Below are 22,489 nucleotides of genomic sequence, written 5' to 3' on the forward strand. Positions count from 1 at the left end.
CGCGGGTATTGCGAGGTCGAGGCGATCAGGCGGCGGCACGCTCGCATCGCGTGTCGTCGCCGCTTTAATTCTTGCTCCGTGCTCGCGGGGTCGAGCACGTCGAGCACAGCCGCTGGCGCGCGGCTAAGAACGGCGCGTCAGCGGCACTCTTTAACAAATGGAGGTCGCATTGCGACACAACAACAACCTAGTCGAGTTAAACGGCGGTTCAGCGTGGAAAAACACGGCTACCGGTATCGAGTATCCATTTAGCCCGTCAACCCGCCGAATTCAGTTTTTACTCTGCCGCGCGGGCTTAGCTCCGCTGCCGCGAGGTTATCGAGTCGACACCACTTTTCGAGTGAAGGGCCCGAACGGCAACTCAATCGAGATTCTGTACGACCAGCATCCGGCACTGATGAAAACGTCGATGGAATTTTTATACAGCCGCGAAGCGTCTGCCCAAACACCAAAGGAAGCAAATGACACAACTATTACTTGACGCAGGACTCCTCTTTAAGGACGGAGCGATCGTTTACGACTTCCAGAAGTCCCGAGGGGACTTCGTCCAGTTGAGATGGAGGGACACACCCGAGAACCGCCAGAAGCTGGAGGCATTCATCGCCGAACGCGGTCTTGGCCCCTCAGACTTTCGGTTTCCGCGGGAACATCGTGAGGATCGCAGCCTTCGTCAACGAATAGAAGAGGATGGCTTGACGACTGTTAGCGACAGTACGCCCCGCAACCGCGCCGACGACATTCGGTCCGCCGTCCACGAGTACGAGGCATCCCGGGGGCGCGAGACGTGGAAAGAGAAGACGCTTCGTGAAGCCGACGAAGCCGAGGCGGCGGCAGAAGCCGCGCTGTCAGAAGCGGAACGCTATGCGAAACGAGCTGACCAGATTGAGCATGCAACGTGGGGCTATCTCCAGCTCGCGTTCTCTGACTGTCCGCAGAGCGAGATGGCCGCTGCACAACGTCGCCTTCAAGTCGCTCGCGAAGGCACCCCGAAAGAATACGCAGCCGCCGATGCCGAGTATCGCGCGAAAGTCAAAGCCAATGCCGAGTTGGCGAAGGCCAATCTTGAGGGGCAGTTAGCTCAGCAAAAGGAAGCCTACGAAAAACAAATTCAGTCAGTCGAGTCGACTGCTTGGGTCGACGCCACACCAACACCCCAACAGGAGCCCTAATGCACCCGTTCAAAATTTTCATCGACGGTGACCTCGTCTCTGCCGTCTCTGACACTGCCATCCTCTTTACCCGCATCCCCACGGCCGAGGCAGTCGAGCGACTCAGCAAGCACATCTCGATTGCTGAGGTCGACGACCTGTTCGCAAACTATGACGGCGGGACCGAATTCCGCCGTATCTACTTCCAGCTTAAGAAAGGCACCTAATGTACAACGTCCACTACGTCAGCCAACACAATCTACCGACCCCCGGCTACACCTGTCAGGTGACTGGCACCGTCTACACCACTCAGGAAGAGGTCGAGGCCGCCCAAAAGCTCTTATTCGAGTCGCAAGACACCGTCAACGGCGTCTGGACTCCCCGGCTCCAGTTGTCGCTGGTCGATCGTAAGGCTTTATATGAGGCCTCGCAAGAGTGATCCTCACCTACCAATCAGTCGACCAGCTCTGGACCGTCTGCCACTCAGAGCAAATCTTCTGCCACCGGGCGACCAAACCTCAAGCCCTGGCCGCCGTGGTGGCGGCATTCCCAGAGCTGCCATTGGCCGACATTGAAGCGGCCTTTGAGAATCCTGCCGATCCTCAAACATTCCGAGCCACGCTCCAGGCTGCCACGCAATCAACGCTGGCGGCAGTCGAGGATGCGACGGAGCAATTGAGCGAATCGGCTGAGCTGGCTCGTATCAAGGCGCTAGTGACTCTCACCCACGCCGCCGTCAGCGACATGACGGCGGCAATCGAGCGAGAGAACGACACCCGCGCCGCGGAAACCAAAGTCAACGCCGAGCGGCTCGCCGCCTTCAAGGCGGAGCAAGCAAAACAGGCAGCGGCAGCCGAGCAGAAGCGGCTGGCTGTCATTGCTCAGCAACAGCGCAAAGCGGCTGAAGCGGACAAAGCCCGGGACTTGAAAGCAGGTCGATTGCGAGATGGGACGGTGGAAGTGACAGAAAATCATTTCACGACAATCGACGGCAACGTGCGGAAGGTCCGGCGAGTGGTGGCTCGCTATGCTGCGGGCGAGACCCTTCCACCTGGCGTGGAGGCGATGCTGTGAAAAGACGTTTTCGGTTCGTCGGCGAATACCGAGACGGCATGCCACTTACCATTGGCGACATTTACAAGCGCGACGGCGTCGCCTGGATCGTCACCGCGGGTGGGCCCCGGCCCGCTGCCGTCGCGCCAGACCCAAGCGACAGAGGTCCTATTGGGCCGGCTGGAGCTGATGGCCGAGACGGAGCCCCTGGGCCTGCCGGCATCGACGGCGTTGGCTGGCGGTTCAAGGGAGCTTGGCGGAGCAACGCCGAGTACGTCCCCAACGACGTGGTGAGTTTCGAGGGAGAGACCTGGCTGGTGGTGAAGGCCGTCACCAAGTCGAGGCCTGATGCGAGCAGGTCTTTTTCGCTGGTCGCCCGCGCGGGTCGAGACGGCAAGGACGGGAGCAACTCGCATTCAACGACTCGCATCGTTCGCGAGAACACCTCGTCAAGCGATATCGAATTGGCGTTCTTGGAAGACGTTCACGCGGGTCAGCCCGTGTACCTGGAGGAAAACGATTCTTGTGGCGTGACGAACACCCTCAGTCATTGGCGCTCGAAAACGCTAATCGGGTTCGCGGTCAATGATACCATCGGCGGCTCGCGAGGCCTTGTACGCACGGCAGGCTTGATCGTCGTACCTCAGACCCTCTCGCCGGGCTGGAACTACTTCCTAAGCGGCCGCGGCGGACTCTGTACATCGGGCGAAGGTGTCTCCGTCGTCGTCCACGCAGGCGTGGCGGTCCGCAGCGATACGTTGTTGATCCGGCCGGAAGTCTTGCACTATACCCGCGATGTGCTTACGGCCAATGGTAGCGGTCCGAAGGGGGCTCCCGTCTACTTAAGTGGTCCCGACTCCGTCGATTTGGCGAGCATGCCAAACGATTGGCAAGTGGTCGGTGTCCTCACCGAGGAAGCAAGCGGAACGGCGACCTTCGCCGCGATTGCCGATGTTGTGCAATCTGACTGGTCAGCCGTGCTTGAGGATGAGTCGACGACGTTGACACCCAACCAAAGATATTACTTGAGCGAGACGCCTGGACGCATCGCCACAGACAGCGAAGGGCGGAAATTTATTGGCATCGCGAAGTCAACCACTAAGCTCGCCTTCGGTAGCGAAGGTAACGAAAGGAACATTGTAGGATGAGCAAAGAACAAGCAGCCGCGGCGCTCGCGGCCAGTGAGGCACTTTTGGCACAGGGACTCGCTGCATACTGCCGCGCAGTAATTCAGACCCGAGACTATGATTTAATCGAGCGTTTGAAGAAAAGGTTCAAAGACCCTGCCACGGTCACGAAGATGGAAGACTTGTTGAATGAGTCCTGACCTAGTCGCGCAGGGAGATTTGAGCGAGGAAATCGCCATCCTAAGACGGCTCGTTCTCGCCAGTGAGGGGAACCCCAGTCTTCAGAGGGCCCTCATTGACACTCTCAGCAAGGTGGCGTTGAACCAAGATCGTAGAAACCTCTTTTACTCGTCTGTAATCGGCCGAGAGACGGCCTTGGGGTTCGCCGTGGATTGCATTCAGGCACTGACGGAATCGCTCCGCGCGGAAGAGGAGGTCAGCGATGATCTATTCGTTCGGGTGATGGATCGGGTAGAGGCCTCGCTGAGCGGCTTGAAGTTGGAGAACACGGCGAACGACTTAAAGTTGCTCCAGTAGGGTGTTCAAACCGTCGTAACCAGATATGATTAACGGCGGTGACGGGAAATGTATCTTCGCCCCGGAACCCAACGAAAAGGCCGCAGGTAGTCTCACTACCTGCGGCCTTTTCTCGTTTAGGAGTTGGATCAGCGACTGTACGGGTTGAAGCCACCTCCGTAATACACGGCTCTTGGCTGCCGAACGGGTACGACGTAGATGATCACTTTGGGAGCACAGTACGTCGGCCGGGCTGGCAGCGCGACCTGCCGCATAGGCAATGATCGATGCTGGAGGGGCGCGGCGTTGGCGGTCGAAGACGTGAGTAGTAGGGCGAGGATGCTTTTCATACAGTAGCTCCAGAAAAGAGAAGAGGCGTAACCTTGCCGGTTTCGTCCATGCTTAGCATGCTGGCCGATCCGTACAGCTCAGCAATCCAGTAGTAGTAGTAGTAGGTGATGGCGTCGTCCATGTCGCTGAACCAATGGCGGGTAGACCGTTGGCCGGGCGTGCCGACTTCAAATCGAATGGTTCTCATTACTTCGCCTCCCAAGTGCTGAACGCACGGTCGAGGGCGAAAAGTCGGAGCTGCTCGCCGTAGGCCTTAATTGAGGCCTCCAGGCTGGCGACTTGGGCGTCGAGGTCTGTCATTCTGCTACCCACTTATTGACGGCAATAAAAAAGGTCATACGAAGTCGAACCAAGTGGCTCGGCGCGTGCGTAGCAGAGTAGTCAGAGGCTAGAAAAGTCGAGAAACCCGAGAGATTCGGAGGTGACTGATCGACCCCCCTGGTATAGACAGGCGAAAACTGCCGGGTTAGGCTTGCCAGCCTACCCTGGGCGGACCGTGGGGCGATTTGGCCATTGCCCCGCTCAGTTCGCCGCAACTGTCGCGCCTGCGGCGACTTACCGCTTGTCGGGCTACTCTCCCCTGCCCCACAAGTTCCTCCGCTCCTGGAGGATGACGCCGCTTCGCCGTCGATTGCTGGGAAGCGTGACCGAGCCGCGATTTCGTCGCCCTCGTACCGCCCTCCCGCGCCGGCGGAACCGCGAACGAATTGCCGAGGCCGGCGACGGAACCACCGTCGTCCACGAAGATAAGCATGGAGTCGAGCCGTCGTATGAGTTCACTGCCGACCGACCGACCGCGTGTCGCCGAGTTTGTTCCCGTCGAGCCCACGGGCGAGCCGATGATCGAAGCGATCGGGCTCTCTAAGTACTACGGCAACTTTGCCGCGTCGCGCGATGTGACATTCTCGATCAACAAGGGGGAAGTCGCCGCCTTCCTCGGCCCGAACGGCGCCGGCAAGAGCACGACGATGAAGCTGCTCACCGGTTACCTCGCCCCCTCGGCCGGCACCGCGAAGATCGCCGGCTTCAACATGGGAAGCGAGCGGCTGCTCGGCGCCGAACGGCTCGGCTACCTGCCGGAAAACGGCCCCCTCTACCCCGATATGTCGCCGCGGAGTCTGCTCACCTTCTTTGGCAACGCCCGCGGCATGTCGGGAATGGCGCTTCGCAAGCGGATTGAGGAAGTCATTAGCCGCTGCCATCTCGAAGCGGTGATCGGCAAACCGATCGGCAAGCTCTCGAAGGGTTATCGCCAACGCGTCGGCATGGCCCAGGCGCTGCTGCACAACCCCGACGTGTTGATTCTCGACGAACCGACCGCAGGTCTCGATCCGAATCAAATTCGCGAAGTTCGTAAGTTGATCCGCGAACTTGGCGAAACGAAAACGATTCTTCTCTCGACCCACATTCTGCAAGAGGTCGAGGCGATGTGTAACCGCGTTCTGTTCATCAACGAAGGGCGCTTGGTGTTCGACGGCACGCCGCAGCAATTGGCGGCCGATCAGAGCGACTTTGACGAGCGTTTCCACGAGTTGACTCGCGGCGCGCGGCGGACTTAGCAGGCAATCTCAAAAACATTATCGACAGGAATACAGGATTTCGCAGATCGACAGGATGCGTATCTACGAGACGATGATCCTGCCAATCCATTTCATCCTGTTATCCAGTCCATCATTGGCCCAGGCCGATCAAATATCATGAAGTGGAATGTTCTCACCGCGATCTTCAAGCGCGATTTCGTCAGCTACTTTTCTAGCCCGACGGGATACGTGTTTATTTGCGTCTTCGTGGTGCTCAGCGCGCTGGCGACTTTTTGGCCGCCGGAGTTCTTCGCCAGCAACCTGGCGAACCTTGATCAGCTCAGCCACTGGCTGCCGTTCATCATGCTCGTCTTCATTCCGGCGATCACGATGAGCGCGTGGGCCGAAGAGCGCCGCCAAGGGACGGACGAGCTACTCCTGACGCTGCCGGCGAGCGACTTCGACGTCGTCCTCGGCAAGTATCTCGCCGGCGTGGCAATCTTCACTGTCTCGCTGCTCTTCTCAGCCGTGTCGATTTACACGGTGTTTCAGTACGGCCTCGGCGATCCCGACGTCGGCTTGTACATCAGCACCTACATTGGCTACTGGTTCATGGGGATCGCGATGATCGCCATCGGCATGGTGGCCTCGTTTCTCACGGCAAACCTCACGGTCGGCTTCATCCTTGGCATGCTGTTCAACATGCCGCTGGCGCTGTTCGGCGTCGCCAATTGGTTTGTGAAAGACCCCGCCTGGGCGGAGTTGATTCGCCGCTGGAGCGCCGTCTACCAATTCGGCGACTTCAAGCGCGGCGTCCTCAGCCTCGGCGGCATGGCCTACTTTGTCGCCATCGCCGCGGTGATGGTTTACGTCAGCATGATTCTCATCGGCCGGCGTCACTGGCAATCGCGCGACGACGGCAAATACATGCTCGCCCACTACCTGACTCGCGCCCTCGCTTTGCTCGCGATCGCGGTCGGCGTGACGGTCGTCATCCAAGACCGTAACGCGCTGCGGGCCGACGTCAGTTCCGCGAAGCTCAGCACGCTCTCGCCCAACACGCTCAACCTTCTCTCCGAGTTGAGGGAAAACAAAGAAGTCAAGTCGATCAAAGTCGACGCCTACGTCAGCCCGCACGTCCCGACCGACTACGCGGCGGTCAAGCTCAACCTCATCAGCACGCTTGAGGAAATCAAGTCGCTCAGCGCCGGCAAGATTGAAGTCGCGGTCCACGAGATTCCCAATTACGGCCCCGAAGCCGAACTCGCGGAAAAGAACTTCGGCATTGTCCCGCAAGAGCAGACGATCTCCACCGGCGGGGAGTACAAGAACGAAGAGTTCTTCATGGGCATCGCCGTCACGTCGGGGCTCGACAAGGTCGTCACCCCCTTCGTGAACAAGGGCATTCCGATCGAGTACGAATTGATTCGCTCGATCATGACCGTCTCCGAAAAGCAGCGGCCAAAGCTCGGCGTCATCAACACCGGCGTCCCCATCATGAACCCCGACGGCTCGCTTCGCGGTGATTGGCCGCTGATCACCGAACTGCGCAAGCAATACGAAGTCGTCAGCGTCGACGCCGCGCAGCCGATTCGCGGCACGTACGACGTGCTGCTGGCGGTTCAGCCCTCGATGCTGAGCCCCGATGCGTTCGATCACTTCGTCGACGCGATTCGCGCCGGCATTCCGACGGCCGTCCTGGAAGATCCGTTCCCGTACTTCTATCCGGCGAACATGCCGGGGACGGGCGAAGAGAAACAATCCCAGATGATGGGGATGTTCGGCGGCGGACAAGCGGAACCGAAGGGCGACATCGACCAACTGTGGCGCCTGCTCGGCATCCGCGTCAATCCGATGGAAGTCATCTGGCAGAATTACGAGCCGGAAGCGAGCGTCCGCTCGATGCAAGACCCGCAATTTGTGTTCATCGACGCAGGCAATGGCAACAAGCAGGCGTTCAACCAGAATCTCGACGTCTCATCGGGGCTGAATCAATTGCTGCTGCTCTACCCGGGGGCGATCACCCGCGTCGATGACTCGAAACTGAAGTTCGAACAGATCATCGCCTCCGGCGTCGGCAACTCCGGCACGGCGCCCGCGCGACTGCTACAGCGAGTAGAACAAGGCCAACCGAACGGCGAGAACGTGCCTCGTCAGCAGACGAAGGATGGCTATATCCTGGCAGCTCACATTACCGGCCCGCCGCCGGAAGACGATTCCGCGCTCAACGCCCCGGCCAAAGAGGGCGTCGACCTCGCCGATGCTCCGGAGAATGCCGAAGCAAGCGTCAAGGCGAAGAAGGCCAACCAGCGCGATATGAACGTCATCGTGGTGACTGACATCGATTGGATCATCCCCAGCTTCTTCACGATTCGCGACATCGGCGAGGAGAACTTTCTGCCTGCCACGCAAAACGTGCCGTTCATCCTGAACATCATCGACGAACTGGCCGGCATCGACCGCTTCATGGACATCCGCAAGCGGGCCCGCGACCACCGCACGCTCGCGAAGATCGACGAAGCGACCGCCGAAAGTCGCAAGCAGGCTGCCGACGACCAAGACGCCTTCTTGAAAGAGATCACGAAGCAAGAAGAAGAAGCCCGCGCCACGATGATGAAGGCCATCGAAGAAGTTGAGAGTTCGAGCGCCAGCGACCGCGATAAGGCCGTCCTGCTGGAACAAGTGCGGATGCGCGAACAGCAACGTCTCGACGCCAAGGTTCGCGCTCTCGCTTCGCAGCGTCGCCGCGAGATTAAGCAGATCGACTACGACTTGGACAACAAGGTTCGCGCCGTTCAGGATCGGTACAAGCTGTACGCGATTCTGATCCCGCCCATTCCGCCGTTGCTACTGGCGCTAGCCGTCTTCTTCCGCCGCCGCGAATTGGAACGCCAAGGCGTCTCCCGTGAGCGGCTGAAGTAGAGGTAGTTGCGAGTTACGAGTTGCGGGTAGCGAGTTGGAAGACCGCTGCTCCGCTTGCCTCGTAACTCGCTGCTCGCGACTCGCAACTCGCAACTCAAATCTCGCATTCATCGACTCTCGGAGTCTTTCATGTCCGAATCTGCCAAGACCATCGCCTTCGTCGTGCTCGGCGCCCTCGCCGTCGGCGCCGCTTATTTCATCGACCGCCCGACGGCACCGGTGAACGTCAACACGCTCGTGGGCACCACGCTCAATTCCGAGTTTGGAGTCGACGCGCCGAAACGGCTGCAAATCGTCAAGTTCGATCGAGAGACGGCCAAGACTAAGCAGTTCGAGGTCGCATCGACCGATGGCGTGTGGCGCATTCCTTCGAAGCAAGACTATCCCGCGGACGCCACCCAGCAGATGGCTGCCGCCGCGAACGCATTGATTGACCGCAAAGTCCTCCGTGTCGCCGCTCAAACAGCGCAAGAACACGAAGCGCTCGGCGTCGTCGACCCGCAGTCGGCGAAGCTTGATTCGAATAGCGAAGGCGTCGGCACTCGCGTCGTGATGAGCGACGCCGATGGAAAAACGCTCGTCGACATGATCATCGGCAAGAAGGTGAAAGACGCCGAAGGTCAGCGCTACGTCCGCAACAGCAATCAAGACGTCGTCTACATCGTCGAACTCGACCCAACCAGTCTCTCGACCGGCTTCGAGGACTGGATCGAAGACGACCTACTGCAACTCGCCCCGTTCGATTTGCAATCGTTGTTCATCAACGACTACTCCGTCGAGCTAAGCTACGGCATGTCGCAAGACGGCCGCATTCAGACGCAAGTGAGTTGGGATCGCCGTAGCGAGATCAAGCTCGACTACGACGTCGAGGCCGCCAAGTGGGCGTTGAACGACCTCAAGGGCTACGATCGCTCAACGCAGCAGATGACCGAGCAGACGTTGCCTGCAGACGACGAAGTCAATCAGGAAGCAATCGACAAGCTGCGCGACGGCCTGGATGATCTGTTGATTGTCGATATTGCCAAGAAGCCCACCGGCCTGAGCGACGACCTCAAGGCGGGCAGCGACTTCATGACGAACCAGGAGGCCTTCCGCGACCTCATCGACAAGGGCTTCTCGCCCGTACCGTTGAAGCCGGGAGCGCCGCCGGAGATTCTCTCCAGCGAAGGCGAGCTCGTCGCCACTCAGCGGGACGGCGTCGAATACGTCCTCCGTTTCGGTAAGTTGCAGTTGCAGACAGAGACCGCCGAGGGCGAGGCGCCGGTCGATCCCGCCGCCGCGGAGGAAGCCGCGAAAGCTGCCGCGGCTGAAGACGGCAAGGATCTGCGTCGCTATCTGTTCGTGATGGCCCGCTTCAACGAAGACGCGATCCCGAAGCCGCAACTCAAGGAGTTGCCGGGAACGGGCGACTCGACCGAAACGAAAGAAGAAGCGGCCCCGGCGGAAGCGGCCGAACCAGCCGCCGAGCCGAACCCCGAAGCAGCGGGCGGCGATCAGGCTGAGTCGCTGCAGAACAGCGAGCCGACCGACGAAACCGCTCCCGCTGATGCCGCCGGCGCAGCTGCAAAGCCCGCTACCGCTGAACCCGACGCCGAGAAGCCGGCGGAAGAGACTCCCGCCGCCGCGCCTGCAGCCCCCGCTAAACCAAGCGACGAAGCGCCGGCGGCCGCTGAGAAACCGGCCGACCAACCCAGCGAAGATGCTGCCGCCGAGCGTGCAGCCATCGAGCAAGAGAATCAACGGCTTCAAGACGAATACAACGAAACGGTCGCGAAGGGAAAGAAACGCGTCGCCGAGCTGAACCAACGCTTCGGCGATTGGTACTACGTCATTTCAAACGACGTCTACAAGCAAATCCATCTCAGCCGCGATCAGGTGTTCAAGAAGAAGGGTGCCGAAAGCGAGGGCGTTCCCGCCGACGATGCGAACCCGCTGCAAGGGTTGCCGAACCTGCCGATCGGCGCGCCGCCGGCGGAGTGATAAAAGCCACCGGCTCTGCCGGTGGACGAAGTGGGAGCTGACCGCACGTTCGTTGCGTCCACCGGCGGAGCCGGTGGCTTGGATGGTTTAGCGCTCGGCGTTCTAACCGCACCGGTTCACGCAGACGCCACGCTGCCCAACTCCCGCAGCAACTCCAGCGTGTAAATCCCCGTGTCGTGCCCGTCGCTAAAGTCGATGCCGTAGGCGTACCGCCCCGCCGGCTCCATCGAGGCAATCCGCAGCGGGCGGATTTCAGCGGGACTAAGGACCGTGAGCGTCGTCGCTGGCGGCGGCTCCGCCGACTGTTTTTCGCGGCACGAGGCGCACGGGCAGCCCTCGCGGAGTTCGCGAATCGTGTACTCGCGCACTTGCCCGTCGCTCCAGACGATTCGCAGTCGCTCGGGCGACGTCAGTTTGAGTTCGGTCGGATGAATCGTCACGCACTTTCCCCTACGCGGCGCTCGTCGATGAAACGGCGCCCTTTTCCTTCAAACCGCGGCAACGACGCCGGCGGCGCCAACGCCACTTCAATCTTCAGCCCCAGTCGCAGCGACATCGCTTCCGCGATGCGCTCCGGGGCCGACCGTTGATCTTCCACTTCCACAAGCAGTTCGTCCATGGCGCCCCGCTTGCGAGCCGTGAGGCGATACTCGACCACTTCCGGGAAACTGCGAAGAATCTCCTCGACGGCCGACGGAAAGATGTTCACGCCGCGGATGATCATCATCTGATCAGCACGACCGAGCACGCCGCCCTCCAGCAACACGAACCGATTGCCGCCGCTACCGCGCCACGACGGCCGCACCAAATCGCCCGTCTGGTAGCGGATGATCGGCAATCCGTATCGACCAAGCGACGTGAGCAGCAGGCGAGCCAGCTCGCCCTCGCCGGCAGGCCGACCGGTTTCGACCGACTGGAACTCGGCGATGAATTCGCTTTCCAGCACATGGACGCCGCGCCGCTCGGCGTCGGCATACCCCCACGGCCCGACCTCGCTGGCGCCGGCATGGTCGACGACGCGCGCTTGCCAAGCTGCTTCGATCCGCTCCCGCACTGCCGGAATCGATCCTCCCGGTTCGCCGGCGACGATGATCCGCGTGACCGATGACGACGCCAAATCGAACCCGCACTCCGCGGCGACTTCAACGAGGTGCAACGCATAGGTCGGCGTGCAGAGCAGAATCGTCGGCCGGGTTCGTTCGATGAGATCGAGCCGCGCCCGCGAATTCATCCCGCCGCCGGGAATGACGAGCGCTCCGCGCGCGACGAGCGCATCGTGAGCGCTCCAGAATCCGATGAACGGCCCGAACGAAAACGCCAACATCGCGCGATCGGCAACGGTCGTCTCCGCGGCGTCGAGCACGAACTGCCAGCAGCCGATCCACCACCGCCAGTCCTCGGCCGTGTCGTACACCGGCATCGGCCGGCCGTGCGTTCCCGACGTTTGGTGGAAGCGGACGTAACGTTCGATCGGCCAAGTGCGATTGGCGGGCAACTCGTCCGGTTCGCAGTCGGCGATCAGTTCCGCTTTCGCCGTCGTCGGCAGCGCGGCCAGATCCGCCAGCGAACCGAGCGGAAGCGAAACGCCCGCTAACTTATGAGCGTAAAACGAGTTCTCTGCTACGGCGCGAGCGAGCGTTGTGTTCAGCCGATCGAGTTGCAGCATTTCGAGCGACGCGCGATCGAGCGATTCCACCTCTCGCCGTTGTTCAAAATTCAATTCCATGGCCCATTCGCGAGAGTGGTCGATGAATCACTCCGCAGGCAAGCAGGCGAGCGAAGATTCAGTCCGTAGAAACATCTTACCCTGATGAATGGCCGGCGTCGCATGGGAGGCTTGCCCGAGCTGTGAGCGCCCCAGCAGCTTGAACTCGTCGGCCGCGGCGATGCAGACGACCTCTCCCTCGGCGTCAACGCAATAAATACGCTCGCCCGCCGCCACCGGCGACCCGTAGTAGTTGCCGCCGATCCGTTTCGTCCAGGCCGGCTCGCCGTCGACGGCGGAGTAGCACGCCACGACGCCCCGGTCGCTCCACACGAACAGCTTGTCGCCGATCGCAAGCGGCGTCGGCACCTGCGGCAGGCTCTTTTTCAACTCATACGCAATCTCGGGCTCATCGCCATCGCCGGTCGCCGGGCGCACGGCGGTGAGTTGCTTGCCGTTCCCCCCTTCCCCGCTGCCGCTCAGAATCATTCCCGCAGCGAGGAACGGCGAGTTCACGCAGCGAGCCGCGTAGAATTCAGGCAGCTGCCAGACCACGGCTCCATCGGCCGGCGCGAGCGCGGCGATCCCGTCGGCCGAACTGCAGACGACGATCTGCGGCTCGCCGTTCGCGGCTTCGTATACGAGCGGCGTGGCGTACGATTCGGTCCCCGCTTGTCGCGGCCGTCGCCAGCGTTCGTTGCCGGTCGCTGCGTCCAGCCCCGCAATGAAGCTCTCACCCATGTGGTCGTTTGCTACGATCAGCAGATCATCCAGCAAAATCGGCGAGTTACCGGAGCCATGCTTGTAGTCGGCGGCGCCGAGCTCCCGCTGCCACGCCGGCTCGCCCGCATGCGTCACGGCAGCTGCATGGAGCACGCCATCTGCGGTCCACGTGACGTAGATGCGTTCATCGTCGACGGTCGGCGTGCCGGAAGCGTAGCTATTGGCGGCGTGGAGCGAATGCGCTGAAGCGGCGAACTCGCGCTTCCACAGCGTCTCGCCGCTCGCTGCGTCGATGGCGAGCAGCGTCATCGCTCCGGTGGTCGGATCGCCGGCGGTGACAAAGATCTTGTCGCCCCAGCCAACCGGACTGCTATGCCCCTTGCCCGGCAGATCAACGCGCCAAAGGTAGGCTTCCTCGCTCCACTCGACGGGGAACGTCACGTCGGACGCCACGCCCGAGCCGTTCGGTCCGCGGAATCGCGTCCAGTTCTCGCCAGCCTGCGTTCTGCCGCCTAGCGGACCGAAAACCGCCGCTCCGAGCGCGAGCGCTACGACGGCGCGGCCAGCACATCGACTCCAGCTACCGCTCGATCCCATAAAGTTCGATCTTTCGATAGAGAGTCGCCCGACCGATTGCGAGCAGCTTAGCCGCATCAGGGACGTTGCCGTCGCAGCGGCGGAGCGCCTCGAGAATCAACTTCTTTTCCCAAACATCAATCTGCAGCGAATCAAGCTGATCGCCTCCCGAGTCGCGGAGGCCGAGGTCGCGGGGCAGGATTTCATCTTCGTCTGCGAGCACCACGGCGCTGTCGAGCACATTCCGCAGCTGCCTGACGTTGCCCGGCCAGCGATAGCTCAGCAACTTGGCGCGTGCGGCGTCGCTCATCTGCAAATGCGGCCGACCGCGCTCCCGGCGATAGTAGCTGAGGAAGAAATCGATCAGCAGCTCGATGTCTCCCTCGCGATCGCGCAACGGCGGGATGTAGAGCTCGAAGACGCTCAGCCGGTAGTAAAGATCTTCGCGGAACTTTTTCTCGCGGACGTACGTCTGCAGGTCTTGGTTCGTCGCGGCGATCACCCGCACGTCCACGCGAACTTCCTGCGTGGCGCCGACCGGCAGGAAAGGATGGCCTTCCAAAATCCGCAGCAACTTGGCTTGCCCTTCGAGCGGCAGTTCGCCAACTTCGTCGAGGAACAACGTGCCCAGGTCGGCCTGCTGAAAGAAGCCGATGTGGTCGCGATCGGCGCTCGTGAACGAACCCGCCTTATGCCCGAAGAGCTGGCTCTCCATCAGGTCGGCGGGGATTGCAGCGCAGTTCACCGAGATCATCTGCCGATCGGCGCGATGGCTGCCGCGATGAATCGCCCGCGCGACGAGTTCCTTGCCGGAACCGCTCTCGCCGCGCACCAACACGCAGCCCGGCGCGCGGCTGACGCGTTCGATCTTACCCTTGAGCGTCCGCATCGGCTTGCTCTCGCCGATGAGCTCATCGTAGCCCGGCGACGAGCGGACGAGCTGCTTGTAGTCGCTCTGCAGCGAAATGTGGGCTCGCGCCCGCACGAGCGCGATTACCACCAGATTCGCCACCGCAATGATGAAATCAAAATCGGACTGCCTGAAGCGGCCCGCTTCGAGGTAAACGTGAATGGCGCCAACCGTCTGCCGTTCGCCGTCGCGGCTCTTCCGCACGAGCGGCGCGCACACCGCGTCCGCGAAGTGCTCGACCTTCTTCGCCTCGCCGCCCGCCGCTTGGTTGGCAACCCACACGGCATGGCCCTGGCTCAGCACCAATTCGGTGAGATTTTTGTTAAGCGTCACGCGATCGGCCGCTCCGACCGGAATCACCAGCTTCGGCTTGAGTTGATCTTCGTCATCGACCCACAAGAACCCCACGACCGCTGCCTGCGTGCGAACCTTCAGCAGTTCGAGCGAAACGCGAATCACCTCGTCGGGATCGTCGCAGCCCAGGAGCCGAATCGACAACTGGTAGAGCAGCATCAGCTCCTGCACCTGCTCCGGCGTCGGCAGCGCGGCCAACACCTCTTCATTGCTCTGGCGCACGGCGATCGGCAGGTCTTGCACGATCGTCTGCGTCTGCCCGCCGCCGTCGCCCTGCGCCGTCGCCGGTTCGTCGGAGAGGCGGAACTCAAACTCGTTGCTGCCAAGCTTGATCTGGTTCCCGTCCGCCAGCGTCGCATCGGTAATCTTCTGCCCATTGACCATCGTGCCGTTGCGGCTGCCTTGGTCGTCGATCACCCACCGTTCGCCATCCTCGTAATGGATGATGGCGTGGACCCGCGAGCAGAGCGGGTCGGTGAGCGAAATATGGCAGTCGGTGCCGCGGCCGAGGAGCGTGTCGCGCGAGGGATCGAGCGGGAAGTTCGTTCCCGAGTGCTTGCCGGTAAGGATGGTCAGATAAGCGTACACAGCGAAGCCACGCATTCCGTGCGGCGGGAAGAAATTGCCTGCGTCAATCGTAACGGACCGGCGGGGCGTTGGAAACGCAGCGGCCGCGGCGATTCGGGCCGAAAACAGCCGCGAAAAGGCGTTGGAGAAGCGGCGGGAATTCATCGAATCAGCCGACTCAGCCCGCCTTGTGGGAGTCGGCCCTCTCCAGTAAACTCGGTAGCTTCCCTACGGTTCGCCACGGCGAACCAGGATCGGGCTGTAGCTCAGCTTGGCTAGAGCGCTGCGTTCGGGACGCAGAGGTCGAAGGTTCAAATCCTTTCAGCCCGACTCTCTTAAATCTCGCCGAAATAAGAGTTTCTGTTACCTGCCGACGTTCGGCAGTGCGGCGTTTCCCTCAGCCAAAAACGGTAAATACCGTTTGTGGCTCGCTCTAAGGGAGATCCGCATCATGCCGTGGCCAGCTAACCACCTGCCCAAGTACCGCAAGCATCGCGCGAGCGGCCAAGCCGTCGTCACCCTAAGCGGCCGCGATCACTACCTCGGCCCCCACGGGACGAAGGCAAGCAGAGACTTTTACGACCGGCTGATCGCTGAATGGCTTCAGCATCAACGCCAGCCAGTGCCGGAAGGCTCAGACACGATTACCGTCGTCGAACTCTGTGCGCGCTACCTGAAGTTCGCCCAGGCCTACTACCAGAAAGACGGACGCTGCACCAAGGTGACGCCAGCCGTGAAAGCGTGCATCAAATACCTGCGTGCTTGGTACGGTCGAGAACCTGCCACGGAGTTCGGGCCGTTGGCTCTAAAGTCGGTTCGCCAACGAATGGTCGCCGATGGTTTGTCTCGACGATACGTCAACGATCACGTCGCTCGTATCAAGCGAATGTTTAAATGGGCCGTCGCCGAGGAACTGGTGCCGCCCGCAACCTACCAAGCCCTAACGGCCGTCTCCGGCCTGAAACGGGGAAGAACTGAGGCGCGCGAGCCTGCCCCGATCCTCCCGGTAGACGATGCGGCAGTCGAAGCAACGCTGGAACATCTCCCCGAAGTCGTGGCTGATATGGTGCGACTTCAGAGCGTTACGGGGATGCGTCCGGCTGAAGTGTGCATTGTTCGCCCCTGCGACATCGACCGCTCGGCAGACGTTTGGCTCTACCGACCGGCATCGCACAAGACGCAGCATCGCGGGCGAGAGCGAACCGTTTTCTTGGGGAAGACCGCGCAGGCCGTCTTGCTCAAGTACCTGGCCCGTGCAGCAGAAACCTACTGCTTCCGCCCCTGCGACAGCGAGCAAAAGCGCCTGGCCGTTGCTCATGCGAACCGCAAAACCCCGCTCACAGCGGGAAATCGTCCCGGCACTAACCGCAGCGCCAATCCGGCACGGAAGCCAGGCGAGCGGTACGCCGTAGACGCCTATCGCCGCGCAATAACCAGAGCCTGCGAGGTCGCGGAGATTGAGCATTGGGCGCCCAATCGCCTCCGCCACTCGTACGCAACGCGGGTCAGAAAGGAATGCGGCCTCGAAGCGGCGCAAGTCGCACTTGGCCACAGTTCGGCAGATGTGACGCAAATCTACGCAGAACGGGATTTGAACTACGGAATCGAGGTTGCACGACGCATCGGCTGAAATCGCGTCAATTCGGGTAGGGAAAGGCTGCACTCAAGCAGGCGATCTATGGCATCGAAAAAGCGTAAAAAGTCGGACAATGCGCAAGGCATCTACCCCAAGAATATTGAGCTGGCGCCGGAAGTTTTCAGCGAGTTTCGCCGGAAGTTCGCCAGAAAGTCAGCCTTTCCTAACCCGTTAGTTCGCATCAGCGACGATCTCAAACTACTAATCGAAGCCTCTCGGACTGACGACGACGAAGAGTGGCGAGCCTACGCCGCAGCGTCACATGGCCTAACCGCGGCCGATGCCGCAGATCCTGACGTTGTCGCCGACGCAAATCAGGCTTGGGCGCTCTGTCGGGAATCTGCGAGTTTCGCCGAATTGGAATTTCCGCCGGCCGTCGTCGATCAACGAAAACTGTTTGAGTTACTGGAAAAGACGCTGCGATTGGGACGATTGCTGGAGAAATTGCACGTGCGAGCATTTGAAGATGCCGTGCGAGAGAGCAACTCAAGAAAACCGGGACAACGGCGCGCAGCCGCGATCACGAACTCAGCCCATGTCGAGCAACACGACAAGTATCAGCCGCTGGTCAATGAAGCGATGCGAGCCAATGGCATCAAATATACGCCTGCCGCTGAACAGGTCGCCCGCCAGCTAGGCGTCTCCGCGAAAACCGTCTTGCGCCATACGACGAACCCGAATACCCAATCTGCCCCCCGCCCGGAGTAGGTCACCGCTGGGCGTTGTCCTATTTCCTGCCCACTCAATCGATTGCAATCCTCCTTATTCAGTCTTGCGAATAAGAGGCCTGCAAATGTCCGATTACCTGAACGAGACCCGAGTTTCACTTTCTGAACTTGCCACGCGCGAAGGCGTGAATGTCTCCACCGTCTGGCGGTGGACGCTTCGCGGCGTGCGTGGCGTGACTCTGGAAAGCTTCGCCGTCGGGGGCCGGCGCTTCACCACGCTCCAAGCGTTTGAGCGGTTCGTCGAAAAGAGCACCGCTGCATCGCCTAGTCTCGCCAGCGCGGCCCCCAGGCCCTCCACTCACTCGTCTCAGCGCGAAGCCGCCATCCAGGCGGCCGAGAACGAACTCGACAACGCCGGCGTCTAGAGATGCCTCCGACGACAATTTGAGGGAGAGCCGATCGCCCTAGCGCCGGTCATTGCGACGCGGCCAAGGATCGCAGTGAGTCACCGGAGCAGGTGCAGCGTTTTCCGGATGACCGCAGCGGTAGAGTGACGACGAACAAACGCTGAGACCGGCCCGGCGTCGTGGGGGAACCTGCACGCGACGTGAAACCAAGGTGCAGGCGAGTGTCGAGGGCTAAGGGCGGCAACGTCGCTCGATGAGAACCTTGGCCTCCAGCAGCATATCGAACTGCTCTCGCGCCAACAGTTCGTCGCGCAGCTTGCCGTTGAAGCTTTCAACGTAGCCGTTCTCCCAAGGGCTGCCCGGCTCGATGAACAGCGTCTTCACGCCGACCCGAGCCAACCATTCCCGCACCTTCGCCGCCGTGAACTCCGCTCCGTTGTCGCTGCGGATGTAGGTCGGCACTCCGCGGCGGACGAATAGGTCGCTGAGTCGCTCAAGCACGTCTTCGCTCTTAAGGCTGCGAGCCACGTCGATCGCCAGGCACTCGCGAGTATGCTCGTCGATCAGCGTCAGCATGCGGATTGGTCGGCGGTGGCTGGTCCGATCGGCGACGAAGTCGTAGCTCCAGACGTGATCCTTATAGGCAGGGCGCAGCCGCACGCACGATCCGTCGGCCAGCCACAGTCGCTTGCGTTTGGAGTGCTTCTGCGGCACTTTCAGCCCCTCCTGACGCCAAAGACGTTCGACCCGTTTGTGATTGACCGCCCAGCCCTCGCGTCGCAACAGCGCCGTCACCCGACGATAGCCGTACCGGCCGTAGTCGCTTGCCAGTTCGACGATCCGCTTCAGCAGCCGCGGTTCGTCGCTGGGAACGTGCCGCTTCCGCCGCTGCGTGCTGCGATGTTGGCTCAGCACCTGGCAAGCCCGACGCTCCGACACCCGGACGCGTCCAAGAGAATCTCGAACGTGCTCGACCGCCCGGCGTCGTTTCGTCGGGCTCAGAAGTTTCCCGAGGCGGCTTCTTTCAAGATCGCCTTGTCAGGCTCCGCGTCGGCTAGCAGACGCTTCAGCCGGGCGTTCTCTTTCTCTAGCTCTTTGAGACGCTTCGCCTGGTTCATCCGCAGGCCGTCGTGCTCTTCCTTCCAGCGATAGTACGTCTGCTCCGTCACCCCGATCTGCTTGCAGACTTCGGGAATCTTCTTCCCGCGAGCCAGTTCGACTTCGGCCTCACGCAGCTTCGAGATGATCTCTTCCGGCTTGAACTTAGTTCCTCGCGGCATCGGACTGCTCTCCTTCGACTTGCGCCCCAGACCTTGGATTCTCGCTCCAAGCGTGGGCTCTTTTGAAGGGGGCACGTCAGGCCGCACCGGCAAGAATAAAGTGGTCGTATTTCCCGGACAACCCCTTCTCATCCATCGCTCGTGCGATCAGGTTGAAGAATCGAAAGTCGATACAGGTCAGCAGCAGGGCTTCGGCATGCTCATGAGATTTATCGACTTTGATTGAACGAGCGAATTGCTCAAATGGCGACGGCGCCGACGCGAGCGATTTTTTGCCATCGATTGGTTTCGCTTTCTGTCGCAACGAATGCGACACCAGAATGTCCTTCGAACTGCAACGCTGCGGCGCGCCGACTATTCCTTCACCAGGAAGAACTCGAGGGGGCACCATGGTAGACCGTGACGGCCGCTCGTCATGCGAGTGTCGGTATTCATGACCTGCGCAGGGTGTTAAGCAATGCAACTTGTCGTCACTCGCGACGTCCCCACCGCGCGCAATGGAGGCTACCGTTGCGAGGCGAGGTGGAATTCTGCCCAAGGAGCGCGGGGGCCCGGTGCCTTTCGCATACCGCTCCCGTTGCAACTTGTCGACGAAATTGTTGCGCCAATGGCCGATCAGGGCCACGGGATGAAAGGCATCGATCACCGACCGCCTGCTACAACCTACGAACGGCAGGGACTCCCTCCCTCGACCACACAAACACTTAAAGCGATAGATGACACAGCAGCCCAGGAGAGATCCCACTACGTCGTCTACTGGATTTTTCGTTCGCAGGCTCTTTGCTCTGAGGCGCGTAGATGCACTCCTCGACGGAGGCGCGATGCCTCTATAAACTGGATCGATTATAGAAATTTCCCGCCGATGCACCAACCATCTTGAGCCTTCTGCGCCCTCTGGGAGAAACTGCATGGAGATTACAGACCTGCCCTCCGAACCGGCAGTGCGTGAATCAACTGCTGTAATATTCGTTCGGTTGACAATTGGCAGTCTCCTCTTTGCCACGGCGGCAATGAAGATTATTTCCCCCGCCGAATCGGCCACACTCGCCGTCGCATACCGAATCCCATCGCTCCTTACAGCCACGGTCGTACATGTGGAACTGGCGATTGCCGCCCTATTGATATTTGGCTGCTGGACCAGAAAAACGCTGGCCACTTCCGCAGTCATGTTCGGCGTCTTTGGAGCCTTTTCGATCTACCGCGGCTCGATGGGCTATGAGTCTTGCGGTTGCTTCGGATCCCTTCAGGTTAATCCCTGGATCACTGCGACGCTCGACGGACTTATGCTCTTGCTCGCAGCGTGGGGAGCTTGGAAATCTACGCCTAGTCGCCGGAAAGCGATGCCGCCCCGACTCTACCGCGCCAGCGGTGTGTACGCCCTGGCGGCATTATTGGCGGCGGGTGTGCTGAATAGCCCCCCCCCCCCTGGAGGACGTTTTCCGTGAGGTCGGCGGATTAGTCATTCTTGAACCCGAGACGTGGATCGGAAGGCCGTTTCCGCTTGCCGCCCATCTATCGCCCGAAGTTCCACTTGACGAAGGAAGTTGGACGATTCTTATCTACCATCATGACTGCCCCCACTGCCAGGAAGCAGTGCCACAGTATGAACGATTGGCGATGAAAGATCGGAAACGTGGCGTCGCGCTTGTTGAAACACCACCCTACGAATCAGATCACGCAGCGGAAGGAGTTGCGCGCCATGTTCGGCTATCCGACGCCCGCGAGTGGTTTGTTCAGACGCCCGTCGAAATTCAAATTGCCGACGGAATTGTCGTCAGCACTTCGCTCGACCTACCGGCCATAGCAGAGGAGCCGTCGCCCCACTCCGCCATACGCTCATTGGATATTATTGTGTCCAGAAATTCGTTAACCGATTGAGTATAGTGCCGCGTGACCGTTTTCCAGCGGGCTACCAGATTGTAGTAAAAGACGTAATAGATGGCCCAAAGACCGTCGGTGAAGCGGATCTTCTTACCTTGAGCGACGTTGCGTGGAGCGTAAGCAACCGGTACTTCTAGCAGTCGAGCGTTGGTTTGGCTAGCTAGCGCCGTAATTTCGATCTCCATGCCGAACCGCTTGCTAGTGAGAGTCAGTTTTTTAAGAAGGGGGGCTCGAAACGCTTTATAACACGTCTCCACGTCGGTTAGCCGCCAGTGTGTAAAGCAATTGCTGACCGCCGTGATGACCCTGTTGCCCGCGTAGTGCCAGAAAGGCCAATCGCCTCGCGCTGGTCGATGCATGAGTCGGCTACCGTAGACAACGTCAGCCCGACCTAACTGTATCGCCTCAATGAGCCGCGGTATCTCGGTGGCATCGTATTCGAGATCGGCGTCTTGAATGACAATTGCGCCCCCCTGAGCCTCTTCTATGCCTCTTCGCACGGCGGCCGTCTTGCCGGAGTTCGCTTCCAGGCGAATCGATCGAATTCGGTGGTCGGCTCGGGCCGCTTCGGCGATAATAGTTTTGGTCTGATCCGTTGAGCCATCATCTACGACAATTGCTTCCACATCCCCGGGGAGTTTCAGGACTCGCTCCAGCACTTCACCCAACGTCGCCTCTTCGTTGTAAACTGGAATAATGACAGACAGCAGTGTTGATCCGTCGATTGAGCGTGAGGTGAAAGAGTCGTGCGACATGGCGGACTCGGCTGCGGACGACTGGCGCGAAACACTCCCGGCGGCGGAATTCTGCTGCTGGGTAGTCGTACTTCTCGCGCCGATTCTGCGGTTGATTAATGGGGCGGCGGTGACCGACGACCAGTTCTACATTCAAATAGCGTTGGTGACGCTGACGCTCGCTGGGGCGGTTTCACTGCGGATTTGGAATTGCCGCCGCGCCCGGCGAGTATAGTTGATCTCGTGCGTCCAGGCGACCTAATGGTGAAAAGAAATTTACGCGTGATGGAGGCATTAAGATCGATCGCATAGCTGGAAATCGAACTCACGATGCGATAGCTTCGCTGGGAGCACATCTCGTCCGATTTATGTTCGACGCATCGCTCGACCGCACAGCGATTGCGATCCGCGACACGCGGGATGTAGACGAA

At 60.5% G+C, this 22,489-nt stretch carries 23 protein-coding genes, 1 tRNA gene and 1 pseudogene; 17 read left to right on the forward strand and 8 right to left on the reverse strand.

Annotation, left to right across the window (positions count from 1 at the left end):
* The first annotated feature begins 169 nt into the window (after nucleotides 1–169).
* The 8 genes from PLANPX_RS22495 to PLANPX_RS22530 are packed head-to-tail and all read left to right on the forward strand — an operon-like array spanning nucleotide 170 to nucleotide 3,865.
* Entirely contained in the window at nucleotides 170–481 is a 312-nt protein-coding gene (locus tag PLANPX_RS22495) for a hypothetical protein (RefSeq protein ID WP_152100899.1), read from the forward strand.
* Nucleotides 462–1,169: a hypothetical protein gene (locus tag PLANPX_RS22500; protein ID WP_152100900.1), complete on the forward strand. Its 708-nt coding sequence runs from the start codon at nucleotides 462–464 to the stop codon at nucleotides 1,167–1,169. Before PLANPX_RS22495 ends, PLANPX_RS22500 begins: the two co-directional genes overlap by 20 nt.
* Complete coding sequence (locus PLANPX_RS22505; protein ID WP_152100901.1) at nucleotides 1,169–1,375, forward strand: hypothetical protein; 207 nt, start codon at nucleotides 1,169–1,171, stop codon at nucleotides 1,373–1,375. Before PLANPX_RS22500 ends, PLANPX_RS22505 begins: the two co-directional genes overlap by 1 nt.
* Entirely contained in the window at nucleotides 1,375–1,587 is a 213-nt protein-coding gene (locus PLANPX_RS22510) for a hypothetical protein (RefSeq protein WP_152100902.1), read from the forward strand. The genes PLANPX_RS22505 and PLANPX_RS22510 overlap by 1 nt, the downstream gene beginning before the upstream one ends.
* Nucleotides 1,584–2,222: a hypothetical protein gene (locus PLANPX_RS22515; RefSeq protein ID WP_152100903.1), complete on the forward strand. Its 639-nt coding sequence runs from the start codon at nucleotides 1,584–1,586 to the stop codon at nucleotides 2,220–2,222. The genes PLANPX_RS22510 and PLANPX_RS22515 overlap by 4 nt, the downstream gene beginning before the upstream one ends.
* 38 nt (nucleotides 2,223–2,260) lie before the next feature.
* A complete protein-coding gene (locus PLANPX_RS22520) occupies nucleotides 2,261–3,349 on the forward strand; it encodes a collagen-like triple helix repeat-containing protein (protein ID WP_152100904.1) in 1,089 nt (362 codons plus the stop codon).
* Nucleotides 3,346–3,528, forward strand: coding sequence for a hypothetical protein (locus PLANPX_RS22525; RefSeq protein ID WP_152100905.1), 183 nt, complete (start codon nucleotides 3,346–3,348; stop codon nucleotides 3,526–3,528). Before PLANPX_RS22520 ends, PLANPX_RS22525 begins: the two co-directional genes overlap by 4 nt.
* A complete protein-coding gene (locus PLANPX_RS22530) occupies nucleotides 3,518–3,865 on the forward strand; it encodes a hypothetical protein (protein ID WP_152100906.1) in 348 nt (115 codons plus the stop codon). The genes PLANPX_RS22525 and PLANPX_RS22530 overlap by 11 nt, the downstream gene beginning before the upstream one ends.
* 325 nt (nucleotides 3,866–4,190) lie before the next feature.
* Here PLANPX_RS22530 and PLANPX_RS22535 read toward each other — a convergent pair whose 3' ends face one another.
* Entirely contained in the window at nucleotides 4,191–4,382 is a 192-nt protein-coding gene (locus tag PLANPX_RS22535) for a hypothetical protein (RefSeq protein WP_152100907.1), read from the reverse strand.
* A 652-nt stretch (nucleotides 4,383–5,034) separates the two neighbouring features.
* On the opposite strand from PLANPX_RS22535, the gene PLANPX_RS22540 reads away from it, so the two are divergent.
* From PLANPX_RS22540 to PLANPX_RS22550, 3 genes are all read left to right on the forward strand, one after another.
* On the forward strand, nucleotides 5,035–5,754 hold the full coding sequence (locus PLANPX_RS22540; RefSeq protein WP_152101971.1) for an ABC transporter ATP-binding protein: 720 nt from the start codon (nucleotides 5,035–5,037) through the stop codon (nucleotides 5,752–5,754).
* Between the two features lie 138 nt (nucleotides 5,755–5,892).
* Nucleotides 5,893–8,637, forward strand: a complete 2,745-nt coding sequence (locus tag PLANPX_RS22545) for a Gldg family protein (RefSeq protein ID WP_152100908.1) — start codon at nucleotides 5,893–5,895, stop codon at nucleotides 8,635–8,637.
* A gap of 129 nt (nucleotides 8,638–8,766) precedes the next feature.
* A complete protein-coding gene (locus PLANPX_RS22550; RefSeq protein WP_152100909.1) occupies nucleotides 8,767–10,617 on the forward strand; it encodes a DUF4340 domain-containing protein in 1,851 nt (616 codons plus the stop codon).
* Between the two features lie 116 nt (nucleotides 10,618–10,733).
* Here the strand turns inward: PLANPX_RS22550 and PLANPX_RS22555 are convergent, their stop codons facing one another.
* Genes PLANPX_RS22555 through PLANPX_RS22570 form a run of 4 tightly spaced genes read right to left on the reverse strand, consistent with a single transcriptional unit; the run spans nucleotide 10,734 to nucleotide 15,488 of the window.
* Nucleotides 10,734–11,057, reverse strand: a complete 324-nt coding sequence (locus tag PLANPX_RS22555) for a DUF971 domain-containing protein (protein ID WP_152100910.1) — start codon at nucleotides 11,055–11,057, stop codon at nucleotides 10,734–10,736.
* The gene (locus PLANPX_RS22560; RefSeq protein WP_152100911.1) at nucleotides 11,054–12,343 is read right to left on the reverse strand and encodes a phenylacetate--CoA ligase family protein; all 1,290 of its coding nucleotides are present in this window, start codon (nucleotides 12,341–12,343) and stop codon (nucleotides 11,054–11,056) included. Before PLANPX_RS22560 ends, PLANPX_RS22555 begins: the two co-directional genes overlap by 4 nt.
* A 27-nt stretch (nucleotides 12,344–12,370) precedes the next feature.
* Nucleotides 12,371–13,642: a PQQ-binding-like beta-propeller repeat protein gene (locus tag PLANPX_RS22565; protein ID WP_172992259.1), complete on the reverse strand. Its 1,272-nt coding sequence runs from the start codon at nucleotides 13,640–13,642 to the stop codon at nucleotides 12,371–12,373.
* Nucleotides 13,626–15,488 (reverse strand): sigma 54-interacting transcriptional regulator, encoded by a 1,863-nt coding sequence (locus PLANPX_RS22570; protein WP_172992260.1) that lies wholly within the window; start codon nucleotides 15,486–15,488, stop codon nucleotides 13,626–13,628. Before PLANPX_RS22570 ends, PLANPX_RS22565 begins: the two co-directional genes overlap by 17 nt.
* A gap of 219 nt (nucleotides 15,489–15,707) precedes the next feature.
* Here PLANPX_RS22570 and PLANPX_RS22575 point away from each other — a divergent pair.
* The 4 genes from PLANPX_RS22575 to PLANPX_RS22590 all read left to right on the forward strand — a co-directional run bounded on the left by PLANPX_RS22575 (nucleotide 15,708) and on the right by PLANPX_RS22590 (nucleotide 18,181).
* Nucleotides 15,708–15,782: transfer RNA gene (locus tag PLANPX_RS22575), tRNA-Pro, on the forward strand.
* 121 nt (nucleotides 15,783–15,903) lie between these two features.
* A complete protein-coding gene (locus PLANPX_RS22580; protein WP_152100913.1) occupies nucleotides 15,904–17,082 on the forward strand; it encodes a tyrosine-type recombinase/integrase in 1,179 nt (392 codons plus the stop codon).
* 363 nt (nucleotides 17,083–17,445) lie between these two features.
* The gene (locus PLANPX_RS22585; protein ID WP_152100914.1) at nucleotides 17,446–17,796 is read left to right on the forward strand and encodes a hypothetical protein; all 351 of its coding nucleotides are present in this window, start codon (nucleotides 17,446–17,448) and stop codon (nucleotides 17,794–17,796) included.
* Between the two features lie 85 nt (nucleotides 17,797–17,881).
* Entirely contained in the window at nucleotides 17,882–18,181 is a 300-nt protein-coding gene (locus PLANPX_RS22590; protein WP_152100915.1) for a DUF1580 domain-containing protein, read from the forward strand.
* Between the two features lie 231 nt (nucleotides 18,182–18,412).
* Here PLANPX_RS22590 and PLANPX_RS22595 read toward each other — a convergent pair.
* Nucleotides 18,413–19,443, reverse strand: a pseudogene (locus PLANPX_RS22595) (IS3 family transposase); the annotation flags it as partial.
* A 76-nt stretch (nucleotides 19,444–19,519) separates the two neighbouring features.
* A complete protein-coding gene (locus PLANPX_RS22605; RefSeq protein ID WP_152100918.1) occupies nucleotides 19,520–20,089 on the reverse strand; it encodes a hypothetical protein in 570 nt (189 codons plus the stop codon).
* A gap of 262 nt (nucleotides 20,090–20,351) precedes the next feature.
* Between PLANPX_RS22605 and PLANPX_RS22610 the strand changes: the two genes are divergently transcribed.
* The gene (locus PLANPX_RS22610) at nucleotides 20,352–20,888 is read left to right on the forward strand and encodes a MauE/DoxX family redox-associated membrane protein (RefSeq protein ID WP_152100919.1); all 537 of its coding nucleotides are present in this window, start codon (nucleotides 20,352–20,354) and stop codon (nucleotides 20,886–20,888) included.
* 306 nt (nucleotides 20,889–21,194) lie between these two features.
* Here the strand turns inward: PLANPX_RS22610 and PLANPX_RS22615 are convergent, their stop codons facing one another.
* Nucleotides 21,195–22,079, reverse strand: a complete 885-nt coding sequence (locus PLANPX_RS22615; protein WP_152100920.1) for a glycosyltransferase family 2 protein — start codon at nucleotides 22,077–22,079, stop codon at nucleotides 21,195–21,197.
* Here PLANPX_RS22615 and PLANPX_RS22620 point away from each other — a divergent pair.
* Nucleotides 22,078–22,293 carry a hypothetical protein gene (locus tag PLANPX_RS22620; protein ID WP_152100921.1) on the forward strand — a complete coding sequence of 72 codons (216 nt, stop codon included), beginning with the start codon at nucleotides 22,078–22,080 and terminating at the stop codon, nucleotides 22,291–22,293. The genes PLANPX_RS22615 and PLANPX_RS22620 overlap by 2 nt on opposite strands.
* Nucleotides 22,294–22,489: the final 196 nt, after the last annotated feature.

Source organism: Lacipirellula parvula (assembly GCF_009177095.1).
GTDB classification, from domain to species: Bacteria; Planctomycetota; Planctomycetia; order Pirellulales; family Lacipirellulaceae; genus Lacipirellula; species Lacipirellula parvula.

Coding starts and splice junctions, on each gene's coding strand:
- PLANPX_RS22500 (WP_152100900.1), top strand. CDS start 462: ATGACACAACTATTACTTGACGCAGGACTCCTCTTTAAGGACGGAGCG.
- PLANPX_RS22505 (WP_152100901.1), top strand. CDS start 1,169: ATGCACCCGTTCAAAATTTTCATCGACGGTGACCTCGTCTCTGCCGTC.
- PLANPX_RS22510 (WP_152100902.1), top strand. CDS start 1,375: ATGTACAACGTCCACTACGTCAGCCAACACAATCTACCGACCCCCGGC.
- PLANPX_RS22520 (WP_152100904.1), top strand. CDS start 2,261: ATGCCACTTACCATTGGCGACATTTACAAGCGCGACGGCGTCGCCTGG.
- PLANPX_RS22525 (WP_152100905.1), top strand. CDS start 3,346: ATGAGCAAAGAACAAGCAGCCGCGGCGCTCGCGGCCAGTGAGGCACTT.
- PLANPX_RS22530 (WP_152100906.1), top strand. CDS start 3,518: ATGAGTCCTGACCTAGTCGCGCAGGGAGATTTGAGCGAGGAAATCGCC.
- PLANPX_RS22535 (WP_152100907.1), bottom strand. CDS start 4,382: ATGAGAACCATTCGATTTGAAGTCGGCACGCCCGGCCAACGGTCTACC.
- PLANPX_RS22540 (WP_152101971.1), top strand. CDS start 5,035: ATGATCGAAGCGATCGGGCTCTCTAAGTACTACGGCAACTTTGCCGCG.
- PLANPX_RS22545 (WP_152100908.1), top strand. CDS start 5,893: ATGAAGTGGAATGTTCTCACCGCGATCTTCAAGCGCGATTTCGTCAGC.
- PLANPX_RS22550 (WP_152100909.1), top strand. CDS start 8,767: ATGTCCGAATCTGCCAAGACCATCGCCTTCGTCGTGCTCGGCGCCCTC.
- PLANPX_RS22560 (WP_152100911.1), bottom strand. CDS start 12,343: ATGGAATTGAATTTTGAACAACGGCGAGAGGTGGAATCGCTCGATCGC.
- PLANPX_RS22565 (WP_172992259.1), bottom strand. CDS start 13,642: ATGGGATCGAGCGGTAGCTGGAGTCGATGTGCTGGCCGCGCCGTCGTA.
- PLANPX_RS22570 (WP_172992260.1), bottom strand. CDS start 15,488: ATGCGTGGCTTCGCTGTGTACGCTTATCTGACCATCCTTACCGGCAAG.
- PLANPX_RS22580 (WP_152100913.1), top strand. CDS start 15,904: ATGCCGTGGCCAGCTAACCACCTGCCCAAGTACCGCAAGCATCGCGCG.
- PLANPX_RS22590 (WP_152100915.1), top strand. CDS start 17,882: ATGTCCGATTACCTGAACGAGACCCGAGTTTCACTTTCTGAACTTGCC.
- PLANPX_RS22610 (WP_152100919.1), top strand. CDS start 20,352: ATGGAGATTACAGACCTGCCCTCCGAACCGGCAGTGCGTGAATCAACT.
- PLANPX_RS22620 (WP_152100921.1), top strand. CDS start 22,078: ATGGCGGACTCGGCTGCGGACGACTGGCGCGAAACACTCCCGGCGGCG.
- PLANPX_RS22615 (WP_152100920.1), bottom strand. CDS start 22,079: ATGTCGCACGACTCTTTCACCTCACGCTCAATCGACGGATCAACACTG.